The organism is Pseudarthrobacter sp. YAF2 (assembly GCF_052113345.1).
Taxonomy (GTDB): Bacteria; Actinomycetota; Actinomycetes; order Actinomycetales; family Micrococcaceae; genus Arthrobacter.
This window is the reverse complement of sequence record NZ_JBFRDA010000003.1, coordinates 240,767-253,435: the sequence shown is the minus strand read 5'-3', so window position 1 is coordinate 253,435 and position 12,669 is coordinate 240,767. Positions and strand designations below refer to the sequence as shown.

Annotated in this window: 12 protein-coding genes; 10 read left to right on the top strand and 2 right to left on the bottom strand. The window is 65.0% G+C overall.

All coding sequences use genetic code 11. The annotated features are described in order from the left end of the window. The first annotated feature begins 3 nt into the window (after positions 1-3). Positions 4-408: a DUF1003 domain-containing protein gene (locus AB4Y79_RS05060; protein WP_441859339.1), complete on the top strand. Its 405-nt coding sequence runs from the start codon at positions 4-6 to the stop codon at positions 406-408. Positions 409-608: 200 nt separating this feature from the next. Here AB4Y79_RS05060 and AB4Y79_RS05055 read toward each other — a convergent pair whose 3' ends face one another. Next, entirely contained in the window at positions 609-1,649 is a 1,041-nt protein-coding gene (locus tag AB4Y79_RS05055; RefSeq protein WP_441859336.1) for a LacI family DNA-binding transcriptional regulator, read from the bottom strand. A 293-nt stretch (positions 1,650-1,942) separates the two neighbouring features. On the opposite strand from AB4Y79_RS05055, the gene AB4Y79_RS05050 reads away from it, so the two are divergent. Genes AB4Y79_RS05050 through AB4Y79_RS05020 form a run of 7 tightly spaced genes read left to right on the top strand, consistent with a single transcriptional unit; the run spans position 1,943 to position 9,179 of the window. Next, a complete protein-coding gene (locus tag AB4Y79_RS05050) occupies positions 1,943-3,262 on the top strand; it encodes an extracellular solute-binding protein (RefSeq protein WP_441859333.1) in 1,320 nt (439 codons plus the stop codon). A gap of 6 nt (positions 3,263-3,268) precedes the next feature. After that, positions 3,269-4,171, top strand: coding sequence for a carbohydrate ABC transporter permease (locus AB4Y79_RS05045; RefSeq protein ID WP_441859332.1), 903 nt, complete (start codon positions 3,269-3,271; stop codon positions 4,169-4,171). Continuing rightward, the gene (locus AB4Y79_RS05040) at positions 4,171-5,076 is read left to right on the top strand and encodes a carbohydrate ABC transporter permease (RefSeq protein ID WP_441859330.1); all 906 of its coding nucleotides are present in this window, start codon (positions 4,171-4,173) and stop codon (positions 5,074-5,076) included. The genes AB4Y79_RS05045 and AB4Y79_RS05040 overlap by 1 nt, the downstream gene beginning before the upstream one ends. Before the next feature lie 13 nt (positions 5,077-5,089). Next, positions 5,090-6,280, top strand: coding sequence for a Gfo/Idh/MocA family protein (locus AB4Y79_RS05035; RefSeq protein WP_441859327.1), 1,191 nt, complete (start codon positions 5,090-5,092; stop codon positions 6,278-6,280). A 49-nt stretch (positions 6,281-6,329) separates the two neighbouring features. After that, positions 6,330-7,334, top strand: coding sequence for a sugar phosphate isomerase/epimerase family protein (locus AB4Y79_RS05030; RefSeq protein ID WP_441859324.1), 1,005 nt, complete (start codon positions 6,330-6,332; stop codon positions 7,332-7,334). A gap of 46 nt (positions 7,335-7,380) precedes the next feature. Next, entirely contained in the window at positions 7,381-8,079 is a 699-nt protein-coding gene (locus AB4Y79_RS05025; RefSeq protein ID WP_441859321.1) for a ThuA domain-containing protein, read from the top strand. Then, positions 8,064-9,179 carry a Gfo/Idh/MocA family protein gene (locus AB4Y79_RS05020; RefSeq protein ID WP_441859319.1) on the top strand — a complete coding sequence of 372 codons (1,116 nt, stop codon included), beginning with the start codon at positions 8,064-8,066 and terminating at the stop codon, positions 9,177-9,179. Before AB4Y79_RS05025 ends, AB4Y79_RS05020 begins: the two co-directional genes overlap by 16 nt. Positions 9,180-9,201: 22 nt before the next feature. Here AB4Y79_RS05020 and AB4Y79_RS05015 read toward each other — a convergent pair whose 3' ends face one another. Beyond that, the gene (locus AB4Y79_RS05015) at positions 9,202-10,353 is read right to left on the bottom strand and encodes a diguanylate cyclase (protein ID WP_441859316.1); all 1,152 of its coding nucleotides are present in this window, start codon (positions 10,351-10,353) and stop codon (positions 9,202-9,204) included. Positions 10,354-10,712: 359 nt separating this feature from the next. Between AB4Y79_RS05015 and rsgA the strand changes: the two genes are divergently transcribed. Together rsgA and AB4Y79_RS05005 are read left to right on the top strand one after the other, a co-directional pair. After that, a complete protein-coding gene (rsgA, locus tag AB4Y79_RS05010; RefSeq protein ID WP_441859313.1) occupies positions 10,713-11,909 on the top strand; it encodes a ribosome small subunit-dependent GTPase A in 1,197 nt (398 codons plus the stop codon). Between the two features lie 9 nt (positions 11,910-11,918). Next, positions 11,919-12,629, top strand: a complete 711-nt coding sequence (locus AB4Y79_RS05005) for an alpha/beta fold hydrolase (protein ID WP_441859310.1) — start codon at positions 11,919-11,921, stop codon at positions 12,627-12,629. Positions 12,630-12,669 lie beyond the last annotated feature (40 nt).

The window sequence follows — 12,669 nt, the reverse complement described above, 5'->3', positions numbered from 1 at the left end:
GCCATGAACCACCAACAGAAAACCTGGCACGAGAAACACAAGGCCTCCCTGAGCAAGGGTCAGCGTGCCGCTGACATCATGCGCAACGGCATGGGAAGCTGGCCGTTCGTCGCAAGCTTCATCGGCTTCATGCTCATCTGGGCCGCCATCAATACCGTGGCACTGGCCGCGAACGCTTGGGACCCGTACCCCTATATCCTCCTGAACCTCCTGCTCTCGATGCTGGCCGGACTTCAGGGTGCCATTCTGCTCATCGCCGCCAAGCGGCAGGACGCCATTGCCGCGGCCATGGCCCAACACGACTACGACACGAACACCGAGGCCAAGAAGGAGATCGAGCTGCTGATCTCCATGAACCGGGTCCAACTGGAAATCCTGCAGGAACTGAAGAAGGCGGCAGCCCGCTAGGCCTGAGTCCTACCGGGAGGCGTCATATCCTGCCAGCAGGCGCCGCGATGCGGTCTGCATGTGCGACCAGCCCGCTGCGCAGTTCCACGAGTTCGCGCGTGCGGGGGGCGCCCAGCATGAGGCCCCAGCTCAGGGTGCGCGGCAGGAGCTCGGAGACGCCGTCGCGAAGGTAGGTGCCGGACTTGGGCGGGGCCGGCGCTTCAGTCCGCGGGAGGTGCGGTGGATTCGCGGACGATCACCTGGGTGGCCAACTCCACGCGGTGCGAGTCCAGGACCTCCCCGCGCGATTGCCGCAGGAGCGACCTCAGGGCAGCCCGTCCCATCTCCTCCAGAGGCTGGGCCACGGACGTCAGGGCCGGCACGGACTCCTCACCCTGGATGGTGCCGTCGAATCCAATGAGGCTGATGTCCCCCGGAACCCGGAGGCCGTGGTGTGCAGCTTCACCGAGGACCCCCAGCGCGATGCTGTCACTTCCGGCGAAGATGGCCGTGGGGCGGTTCTCGAGGCGAAGCAATGCCTTGAGTCCGGCGACTCCGCTGTCCCGGCGGAACCTGCCGCCGGAGACGATGTATTGGGGATCCACGGGTACGCCGCGGGCCGTCAAGGCCGCCATGTAGCCGTGCAGCCGGGCCTGGTTGCACTCGGCCCGCTCGATTCCACCGATGTAGGCAATGCGCCGGTGGCCCAGTTCCAGGAGATGTTCGGTGGCGGCCTTGCCGCCGGCCCAGTTAGTGGCACCGATGCTGATCACGTCCGCCGGCGGCGGATTGAGCGGATCGATGACGACGACAGGAATGTGGCGCCGGCGGAAGGCATGCAGTTGCGCCTCGCTGAAGGCGGAGGTCACCACGATCATTCCCGCCCGGCCCTCGTCCACCATCCGCTGGGCCCGCCGCTCCGCGCTTTGCGCAGCAGGTGCCACCGGGCCGGTAACACTCACCATGACCTCGACATCCTCGGCGGCCGCAAAATTCAGTACGCCCTCCAGGACCTCGGAGGTATAGGCGGCCGTGAGGACATCCACCACAACTTCAATCACCGTGCCGGTCCTCGTGGCGGTGCGCCGCTGCACCGGCGACTGGTACCCCGCCTGCTCGAGCGCCCGGAGGATACGGGCCCGGGTCTCCGGAGCTACATCCTCGCGGCCGTTGACCACCTTGGAAACCGTGGGAGTTGAGACCCCTGCCTGCAAGGCAACGGCTGCCAGTGTCGCCTTCCGCGTGTGCTCAGTCCTAACCAAGGAAACTTCCCGTCTTTCGAAACATTTCGAACACAGCAATCCTGCTCTTATTTTCGCGGCGAGTCAATAAACATTGAATATTTCAGTGAAAAGAAGCCCGCGTAGAGCCTTGACTGTGACGCTTCTCATAGGTACATTTACACAACCGACCGCAAGTTTTCGAAATATTTCGAATGCTCGTCGGTGATGACTATCAACCGAATCGATGTGGGTGACCCCTCGAATCCGAGGCAATGCCCGCTTAATACGTTACCGGGACCCAGCGTTGAGCCCGGAGGATGAACGGAAACGACATGACATTTCGAAAGTTGCGCTCGGCAGCCTTGGCGATCACCGCCGCGGGATTGGCAGTCAGCATCGCCGCCTGCGGTTCGTCAGGACCGGCCGGTTCCAACGTCAGCAGTGACTCGGCCAGCATGTGGGGCCTGACCGGCGGCAACCAGCCTGTCCTGCAGAAGTCGGTAGACGACTGGAACCAGGCGAATCCGGACAAGTCGATCAAACTGGATTTCTTCGCCAACGACGCTTACAAGACAAAAGTCCGCACCGCCGTCGGCGCCGGCGAAGGACCCACCTTCATCTACGGCTGGGGCGGCGGCGTCCTTAAGTCCTACGTCGATGCCGGCCAGGTGGATGACCTGTCCAACTTCATCAAGGACAACCCGCAGGTCAAGGACCGCTACCTTCCGTCGGTCCTCAAGAACGGTGAAGTAAACGGCAAGACGTACGCGCTGCCCAACAACAACGTCCAGCCCGTAGTCCTCTACTTCAACAAAGACGTCTTTGACAAAGTCGGTGCCCAGCCGCCGAAGACCTGGGACGAACTGATGGCCCTGGTGCCGAAGTTCAAGCAAGCCGGCATTGCTCCGTTCTCGCTGGGCGGCCAGTCCAAGTGGCCGGACCTCATGTGGCTCGAGTACCTCGTTGAACGCATTGGCGGTCCTGAGGTCTTCGCCAATATCGCCGCCAACAAGCCCGGCGCCTGGTCCGATCCAGCCGTGAAGGAGGCGCTGACCAAGATCCAGGACCTGGCCGGCGCAGGCGGATTCATCAATGGCTTCTCTTCCGTAGCCGCCGACAGCAACGCCGACCAGGCCCTGATGTACACGGGCAAGGCAGCCATGATCCTGCAGGGCGGTTGGATCTACCAGGGCATGAAGAAGGACGCCGCAGACTTCGTCAAGAGTGGGAAACTTGGTTACACCACCTTCCCAACGGTGTCCGGCGGCAAGGGGGACCCGGCAAACGTCGTCGGAAACCCCTCCAACTTCTGGTCCATCTCGGCCAAGGCGACTGACGCCCAGAAGAAGGCCGCCCTGGCCTACGTCAAGGACGGAATGTTCACCGACGCGAATACGGACGCCCTCATCAGTTCCGGCGCCGTGCCGGTGGTCAAGGGAATTGAAGACAAGCTGGCGGCCTCGCCGGACAAGGATTTCCTGACCTTCGTCTACGGCCTGGCCAAGAACGCCCCCAGTTTCACGCTCTCCTGGGACCAGGCCCTCAGCCCGGCCCAGGGAGACGCCATGCTGTCGAACCTGGACCAGATCTTCCTCCAGAAGATCAGCCCGGATCAGTTCATCAGCACCATGAACGCCACGATAGGAAAGTAAGCGGCCATGGCTGTTCTTAGTTCTGCCAACCGGGGGGTCCGTGACTCGGGCCCCTCGGGGTGGCTGGCCGTCCCGGCGCTGGTCTTCTTCCTCGCCTTTGCTGTTATCCCGCTCGTCGGCGTTGTCTTCCTCAGCTTCACGAGCTGGAACGGATTGGGCGAGATCAAGCTGGAGGGCCTGGCCAGCTGGACGACGGTACTGACCGATCCAGTGACGGGCAATGCGCTGGTGGTCACGGCCAAGGTCATGTTCTTCTCGTTTGTGGTCCAGGCTCCGGTCAGCCTGCTGCTGGGCGTCTTCACCGCGGGCGGCCAGAAATACCGCGCGGCCCTCGCCGTCCTCTATTTCCTGCCACTGCTGCTGTCATCGGCGGCAGTCGCCATCGCCTTCAAAGCCCTGCTCGATCCGAACTTTGGCCTGGGCCCCGGATTCAACCTGCCCGTCCTCGCGCAGGACTGGCTCGGCAACTCGGATTTGGTCCTCTTCGTGGTGGTCTTCGTGATCGCCTGGCAGTTTGTCCCGTTCCACACCCTGATCTACCAAGGCGGCGTGCGCCAGATTCCGGCCTCGCTCTATGAGGCGGCCGAAATCGACGGTGCCGGCCGGTTCCGGCAGTTCTGGAACATAACCCTGCCCCAGCTGAAGTACACCATCATCACGTCCTCCACCCTGATGGTGGTGGGCAGCCTGGCCTATTTCGACCTCATTTTCGTTTTGACCGGTGGCGGACCCGGCTACAGCACCCGGCTCCTTCCGCTGCACATGTACCTCACGGGCTTCAAGGCCAATGACATGGGTGCGGCCAGCGCACTCGGCGTCATGCTGATCGTCATCGGCCTGGGACTGGCGCTTCTGCTCCAGCGCCTGGGCGGAAAGAACCGCAACGCGAGCCAACTGGAAGGTGCCTGATGGCGTCCACGACACAACTCCCGGTTCCCCCGTCTCCGGCCACGGGCACCATCGCCGCAACACCGGCTGTCCGGACCAAGGGCCCGGGCCGGCTGCGGCCGAACCTCCTCGGCGGCCTGGGCGGCTGGCTGTGGCTCGCCGTCATCATCGTCCCCATCTATTACGTGGTGATCACCAGCTTCAAGAACCAGGCCGGGTTCTTCACGTCCAACCCGATGCTTCCGGCGACGGAACCTACGCTGGACAACTACAAGCTGGTGCTGGACAACAACTTCGCCAGGTACTTCACCAACAGCCTGATCGTCACCCTCGGCACCGTCCTGCCGGCACTGCTGGTCTCTTTCATGGCCGCGTATGCGATCGTCCGCGGCCGGGGCAAGTTCTTGAGCCTGACCAACAACCTTTTCCTCCTGGGCCTGGCAATACCGTTGCACGCCACGATCATCCCGATCTACTGGATGATCACCAAGGCCCACATGTATGACACTTTGCTGGCGCTGATCCTGCCGTCCGTGGCCTTTGCCATCCCGGTCAGTGTCCTCATCCTGTCCAACTTCATGCGGGACGTCCCCAACGAATTGTTTGAGTCGATGCGGCTGGACGGGTGCTCCGACTGGGCCATGTTGTGGCGGCTTGCCCTGCCCATGACCAAACCGGCCGTCATCACCGTCGGCATCTACAACGCCCTCCACGTCTGGAATGGCTTCCTGTTCCCGCTGATCCTGACGCAGAGTCCCGCCACGAGGGTCCTGCCCCTGTCGCTTTGGACCTTCCAAGGCGAGTTCAGCGTGAATATTCCGGCCATTCTCGCCTCCGTCGTGCTGGCGACCCTTCCCCTTCTCGTGGTGTACGTCATCGCCCGCCGCCAGCTGCTCAGTGGCCTGACGGCCGGCTTCAGCAAGTAGAAAGAACCGTTTCATGACTACCGCAAAACCCCTCCGGGTGGGCATGGTGGGCTACGCCTTCATGGGGGCAGCCCACTCCCACGCCTGGCGCACCGCACCGAGGTTCTTTGACCTGCCGCTGCAGCCGCAGCTCACCGCAGTCGCCGGCAGGAACGCCGATGGCGTGCGCGCCGCTGCGGACAAGCTCGGCTGGGGATCGGTGGAAACCGACTGGCGCCGCCTGATCGAGCGCGACGATATCGACCTCATCGACATCTGCACGCCCGGCAACACCCATGCCGAGATAGCCATCGCGGCTCTTGAAGCCGGCAAACACGTGCTGTGCGAGAAGCCGCTGGCCAACTCCGTGGAGGAAGCCGAGCTGATGACGCATGCGGCGGAGACCGCCGCGAAGAGCGGGGTCCTCTCGATGTGCGGCTTCAGTTACCGGCGCACTCCCGCGCTGGCACTGGCCAAGCGGTTCGTGGACCAGGGCAGGCTGGGAGAGATCCGGCACGTCCGGGCCCAGTACCTGCAGGACTGGCTCTCGGACGCCAACGCCCCCATGACCTGGCGGCTGGACAAGAGCAAGTCCGGTTCAGGCTCCCTGGGCGATATCGGAGCGCACAGCATCGATGCCGCCCAATGGGTCACCGGCCAAAACATCACCGGCGTATCGGCGATGCTGGAAACCTTCGTCCCCGAGCGTCCCTTGGCGGGCGACATGGTGGGTCTGGGCGGCCACGGCGACATCAGCAGCGACGCACCACGCGGAAAGGTCACCGTTGATGATGCGGCCATCTTCAGCGCAAGGTTCGACGGCGGCGCTTCCGCGGGTGCGATCGGCGTCTTTGAGGCGACACGGTACGCCCTCGGCAGGAAGAACGCGATGCGGCTGGAGGTCAACGGCACCAAGGGCTCCTTGGCCTTTGATTTCGAGGAAATGAACGTCCTGTCCTTCTATGACGCCGCAGAGTCGCCCGACGCCGGGTTCCGCCGGATCTTCGTTACCGAGCCCGAGCACCCCTACGTCGGCAACTGGTGGCCAACCGGGCACGGCCTGGGCTACGAGCACGGTTTCACCCATCAAGTGGTGGACCTCGTCACTGCCATCGGCGAAGGCCGCCAGCCTGAGCCGTCCTTCGCCGATGCCCTCCAAGTGCAGCGGGTCCTGGCAGCCGTGGAGTCCAGTGCCGCGCATTCGAGCCAGTGGCAAAAAGTCTGAGCAGTACTCGGCAAAAGGCAATGACCAGCTTCAATCGATCAAGGAAATCATGACACGACCAATCACGCTCTTCACCGGCCAATGGGCCGACCTGCCGTTTGAGGAAGTGGCGCGGCTTGCCGGCGAGTGGGGCTTCGACGGCCTGGAGATCGCCTGCTGGGGCGACCACCTGGACCCGCGCCGGGCCGCCGAGGACGACAACTACCTCCAGGACCGGCTGGACATCCTCGAAAAGAACAACCTCCAGGTATTCGCCGTCGCCAACCACCTGACCGGCCAGGCCGTGTGTGACGACCCCATCGATGAACGCCACCAGGGCATCCTCTCGGCGGAGATCTGGGGCAACGGCGAACCTGAAGGCGTACGCCGCCGGGCGGCCGAGGCCATGAAGGACACTGCCCGGGCGGCTGCCCGCCTCGGCGTCAAAACCGTCACGGGGTTCACCGGTTCCTCCATCTGGAAGGCAGTGGCCATGTTCCCGCCGGCCTCCCAGGCCATGATCGACGCCGGATACCAGGACTTCGCGGACCGGTGGAACCCCATCCTCGACGTCTTCGACGAGGTCGGCGTCCGTTTCGCCCTGGAAGTCCACCCCTCCGAAATCGCCTACGACTACTGGACGGCCAAGCGGACCCTTGACGCGATTGGCCACAGGAAGAATTTCGGGCTGAACTTCGATCCCTCCCACTTCATCTGGCAGGACCTGGACCCGGTGATGTTCCTGCAGGACTTCGCGGACAAGATCTTCCACGTCCATGTCAAGGAATCCGTCCGCCAGCTCGATGGCCGCAACGGCCGCCTGGGTTCACACCTCGCCTGGGCCGATCCCCGCCGCGGCTGGGACTTTGTCACGGCAGGGCACGGCGACGTGCAGTGGAACCGCATCTTCCGGACCCTGAACGCCATCGGCTACGAAGGCCCCACCAGCATCGAATGGGAGGACGCCGGAATGGACCGGCTCATCGGAGCCCCGCAGGCCCTGGCCATGGTGAAGGAGCTGGCCCGCATCGCGCCGCCGGCCGCAGCCTTCGACGCTGCCTTCGCCAGCCGCTGACCCACACTTCCCCGGTTAAGGCCGGGAGCCAACCAAAAGGAACCCAATGTCTGAACGCAAGAATGCCCTCGTCGTCCGCGGCGGCTGGGACGGCCACCAGCCCTACGAGGCCACCGAGCTCTTCATCCCCTACCTCAAGGACAACGGCTATGAGGTTCGGGTGGAGGAGTCCCCCAAGGTCTACGCCGACGCTGCATACATGGCAGGCGTTGACCTGATCATGCAGTGCATGACCATGAGCACCATCGAAAAGGACGAGTTCGCCGGACTGCGGGCAGCAGTCGAAAACGGCACCGGCCTGGCAGGCTGGCACGGCGGAATCGCAGATTCCTACCGGAACACCTCCGACTACCTGCACCTGATCGGCGGCCAGTTCGCCTGCCACCCCGGCAAGCACCCGGACGAGTGCATCGGCGAGCAGTCGGACAACTACGTGACCTACACCGTCAACATGTTGCCGGCGGCGGCCGAGCACCCCATCACCAAGGGCATCAAGGACTTCGACCTCGTTACCGAGCAGTACTGGGTGCTCTCGGACGACTACATCGATGTCCTGGCCACCACCACCCAGAAAGTCCGCGAGTGGGACCCCTGGAACAGGGAAGTCACCTCCCCTGCCATCTGGACCCGCCAGTGGGGCAAGGGCCGGATCTTTGTCTCCACCCCCGGGCACCGGGTTGAAATCCTCGAGGACACCAATGTCCGCACCATCATCGAAAGGGGCCTGTTGTGGGCAAGCCGTTGAACGTCGGAATCATTGGCTGCGGAGCCATCATCGCGCAGTACCTCACCAACTTCCGCCGGCTGGACCAGGTCAACCTGGTGGCCGTGGCGGACCTCGACGGCGCACGTGCCCAGGCCGTCGCCGACGACTATGAAGGAGTCCGCGCCCTGTCCGTCGAGGAACTGCTCGCGGCGGAGGACGTGGATCTGGTCCTGAACCTGACCATCCCGGCCGCGCATGCTGAAATCGCGCTGAAGGCCATTGCTGCGGGCAAGTCGGTCTATGGGGAAAAACCACTCGCGGCCACGACTGCCGAGGCACGCCAGGTGCTCGACGCAGCAAAAGCAGCCGGCGTCGTCGTCGGCTGCGCTCCTGACACCGTCCTGGGCACCGGAATCCAGACCGCGCGCAAGGCGATCGACGATGGCCTGATCGGCGTACCCATCTCGGCCACCGCCACCATGGCTACTCCCGGTCACGAGCGGTGGCACCCAAACCCGGACTTCTACTACCAGCCCGGCGGCGGCCCGCTGCTGGACATGGGCCCGTACTACGTTTCCGCCCTGGTCACGCTGCTGGGCCCCGTGGTTTCGGTAGTGGGAGCAGCCAGCCACACCAGGAATGAGCGGACTATCGGCTCGGGGCCGCGCCAAGGTGAGAAAGTACCGGTCAACATCGACTCCCACGTCACGGGGGTCCTGGTTCACGCCTCCGGCGCACTCTCCACGCTGTTCATGAGCTTCGACGCGGTCAAAACCAAGAGTCCCAACATCGAAATCCACGGTGAGCGCGGGTCCCTGGTGGTACCGGACCCCAACCACTTTGACGGTGACGTCCAGTTGTTTTCCCTGGGTGCGGAGGACTGGGAAACCCTTCCCGTCTCGGCAGGATATGTCGATTCCGGACGCGGGTTCGGCATCGCGGACCTTGCAGCCACCCCGCAGGGCAAGGAGCCCAGGGCGGGGGGCGCACTTGCCTTCCACGTCCTGGAGGTCATGGAGTCCGTCCTCAAAGCCGCACGCACCGGCATGTCGGTGAGCATCCAGAGCACGGTTGAGCGGCCGGACAGCGTGGCCCTGGCCGTCCTGGCCGAGAAGGCGGACGCGCTCAACTCCAAGTAGGAGCCGTCCGGAACCGCGCCGCCTAAAGCATTTCGTCGCTGCGGGCGGCGCGGTTCCTGCCCAGCGACTTGGCCTTGTAGAGGGCCGCATCCGCCGATGCGATGAGGTGGTCCACGCTTGCGGTGCCGGCGTCGTAGGTGGAAATCCCGTAACTCGCCGTGGGCAGTTCCAGGCCGTCCGGTGTGGCAGCATCGGCGAGCCGCCGGCTGATTTCCTCGGCGATTGCCTCCGCCCGCCCGGCGCTGGCCCCGGGAACCAGGATGACGAACTCCTCGCCGCCGTACCTCCCGGTCAAGTCTGTGGAGCGAACGGTCGCCACACAGGCATCCGCGAACGCCTTCAGGGCATAGTCCCCGGCAGCGTGCCCGTAGGTGTCGTTGACTGTCTTGAAGTGGTCCAGGTCCGCAAGGATCAGCGCCCCGGATCCGCGGGTGATGGCGCGGTCGGCGAGCTGCTCGGCGGCAAGGTCCAGGAACGCCTTGCGGTTCAGGAGGCCGGTGAGGTCATCGCGGGTGGCCACTACGCGGAGGGCACGTGTCTGCTGTTCGCTGCTCAGTGCGGCCATGCTGAAGGAAACCACCACCAGCAGCACCATGGTCACCATGGTGGTCACGGCGGAACCGAAGACCGTGACGAACACCGGACCGTCCTGGCCGTCCAGAAGGAACGCCACCCACCGGAAGAAGTAGAAGACGGAAAGCCCTCCCGCGGCCACGGCCATGGGGATCCGGACCCGCGAGTAGCCGGGCTCAAGGCGCCAGAGCTCGTGGGATGCCAGCCCGATGGTGGCGCTCATGGCGGCGAGGAACACGGCGCCGCCGGACCACGTGTTGGTGGCCGGGTGGTCCAGCGCGGAGGCAACCAGCGTGACCAGGGGGATGCCGGTGAAGGCCCACTTTGGGGGGCGCGCCGTGCGCAAGGAACGTGCCCCGGCCCAGACCGCCACGCCGCCGTGCACCAGCAGGGTGTTCCCCAGCGGGTTGGCCCAGACCTGGTGGGGGGTGCCGTCGAGCAGGAAGCAGGCCGATCCCGCCAGGAAGAACAACAGCGCTCCGCACCACCATGCACTGTAGGGCGACCGCGTTACCCGGTATGCGGAAAAGTAGAAGAGAACCACCAGTACCAGGGCCATGAGGGCAAAAGCGATGCGCAGGGTTGCCGTATCCAGAACCATCCGCCCGAAATCCCCCCAAATGCCCGAATGCTGCCGCAGCAAGTATCACATCCCGCTGCGCCGCGCAGAAGAACCCGCACCATGATTAAGCGCTGCGACCCACACTGAACGGCAGCGCCTGCCTCTGGTGCCCGACGCAGGCGCCCACTACAGTGGGTTCCGGCCCCATCTTGCCGTACCGGCAGGATGACGGGAGCCCGCAGGGGGGAGAGGAGGTGGTTCTGATGACTGCAGTTGCCGCGCGCCGTGAGCGCCCCGCATCAACACCATCAACCATCCTTTCCCGCTGCACGCGCCTTTCCTGAGATACCTGACTGATACCTCGCGCCTGCACTGGGGACCTTTCCGAGGAAACCATCGTGCATCTTCCTTCAGGCAACGCCCTGGACACCTATGCCAGCAACAACACTTCAACAGCTGGCGGCCCATCCGCCTACGGCTACACGCCCGCCGTCGCCCGCCATTTCGCCGCGCATCCCAACCCCGAAGCCACCGGCCCCGGCCGCGTGGTGCGCGTGGACCGCACCCTGCTGCTGGTCGCCGTCGCTGATGGGCTGCTCCACCTGCCCTATCCGCTCTCGGGTGGGCAGCCCGTCACCGGTGACTGGGTCTGGATCGGCCCCAACCGCGCCGGCGGGCGGCAAATCCTTGCCGTCCTCCCCCGACTGTCCGAACTCAGCCGGAAACGCGCGTTCGAGGACTCGTCAGCGGGGCAGGTCCTGGCCGCCAATATGGACACCGTTGGCGTGGTGGTGCCCGTTGACCGGCCGCTCACCCACAACCGGCTGGAACGCACCTTGGTGGCCGTATGGGACTCCGGGGCCACTCCCCTGGTGATTATCACCAAGGCTGACCTTGCGCAGGTGGCGGACGACGTCGTCGGGAAGGTGATCCTGCAGGCGGCAGGCGTGGACGTGGTCACCACGTCCACGGAAAACGGCGACGGCATCGACGAACTGCTGGGCCGCATTCCGGCTGGGGGAACCATCGTGCTCCTGGGTCCGTCCGGAGCCGGCAAGTCCACGCTGATCAACGCCCTGGCGGGGCGTGAAGTCCAAGAGACCGGTGAGGTGAGGTCCGGCGACTTCAAGGGCAAGCACACCACCACCGCCCGCGAACTGGTGCCACTGTCCAACGGCACGGTGCTGATGGACACCCCCGGGGTGCGCGGCTTTGGACTGTTCGACGCCGCGCAAGGGCTGGGCGGGATGTTCGGCGATGTGGAGGAACTGGCAGCCGGCTGCCGGTTTGCGGACTGCGCGCACGGCAGTGAGCCCGGCTGCGCGGTGCGGGAAGCGATCGACGGCGGCGTCCTGGAGGAGCGGCGCTGGAATTCGTACCTGAAGATGCAGCGGGAAATCGCCGCTCTGGCCCGCCGCTCCGATGTGGCCGCCGAGCGGGCTTACCACCGCGAATGGCAGCAGAAGGTGGTATCTGCGGGGAAGTCGCAGCGCTGGGCAGAGCGGGAAGCCTCCGAACGGAGCGGCCGGGATGGCGGGAAAGGCCGGAGCCGGAGGTGGTCACGGCCTTGCTCCCGCGCAGGGGGCGGGGAGTAGGGTGCGGTCATGGACATCATCCTGGTACCCGGTTTCTGGTTGAACGCCTCGTCGTGGGCGGAGGTGACACCTGCGCTGGAGGCGGCGGGGCACCGGCCCCACCCCCTGACGCTGCCCGGACTGGAATCGGTGGATTCCAGCCGGACCGGAATAGGACTTCAAGACCACATCGATGCTGTGGTGGAAGCAGTTGACGCCGTCGGCGGCAACGTGGTCCTGGTGGGGCATTCGGGAGGCGGCGCCATCATCCACGGGGCCGTGGACGCACGGCCGGACGAGGTGGAACGGGCCATCTACGTGGACAGCGGCCCCCTGGGTGAAGGGGGTGTGATCAACGACGAACTGCCCGCGGTGGGCGACGACGTCCCTCTTCCGCCGTGGGACAGCTTCGACGACGCCGACCTCGTAGACCTTGACGACACACTCCGCCGGGCGTTCCGGGCCCGCGCCATCCCCGAACCCAAGGGTGTGGCCTACGGCAGGCAGCACCTGCACGACGAGCGCCGCTACACGGTGCCCGCCACCGTGATTGCCTGCGAGTTTCCCTCCGCGGTGCTCAGGGAGTGGATCGCGGCCGGCAGCCCGTTCGTTGCCGAACTGGCACGGATCCGCGACGTCGAATATGTCGACCTGCCCACCGGTCACTGGCCGCAATTCACCAAGCCGGCGGAACTGGCGCGGGCCATCCTGGCAGCAGTGGACCGGTCAGGCATGGACTGAATCGACGTAACCCTTGCGCACGGCACATCCGTCTCGCCAT

Coding starts and splice junctions, on each gene's coding strand:
- AB4Y79_RS05045 (WP_441859332.1), top strand. CDS start 3,269: ATGGCTGTTCTTAGTTCTGCCAACCGGGGGGTCCGTGACTCGGGCCCC.
- AB4Y79_RS05030 (WP_441859324.1), top strand. CDS start 6,330: ATGACACGACCAATCACGCTCTTCACCGGCCAATGGGCCGACCTGCCG.
- AB4Y79_RS05025 (WP_441859321.1), top strand. CDS start 7,381: ATGTCTGAACGCAAGAATGCCCTCGTCGTCCGCGGCGGCTGGGACGGC.
- AB4Y79_RS05005 (WP_441859310.1), top strand. CDS start 11,919: ATGGACATCATCCTGGTACCCGGTTTCTGGTTGAACGCCTCGTCGTGG.
- AB4Y79_RS05050 (WP_441859333.1), top strand. CDS start 1,943: ATGACATTTCGAAAGTTGCGCTCGGCAGCCTTGGCGATCACCGCCGCG.
- AB4Y79_RS05040 (WP_441859330.1), top strand. CDS start 4,171: ATGGCGTCCACGACACAACTCCCGGTTCCCCCGTCTCCGGCCACGGGC.
- AB4Y79_RS05035 (WP_441859327.1), top strand. CDS start 5,090: ATGACTACCGCAAAACCCCTCCGGGTGGGCATGGTGGGCTACGCCTTC.
- AB4Y79_RS05015 (WP_441859316.1), bottom strand. CDS start 10,353: ATGGTTCTGGATACGGCAACCCTGCGCATCGCTTTTGCCCTCATGGCC.
- AB4Y79_RS05060 (WP_441859339.1), top strand. CDS start 4: ATGAACCACCAACAGAAAACCTGGCACGAGAAACACAAGGCCTCCCTG.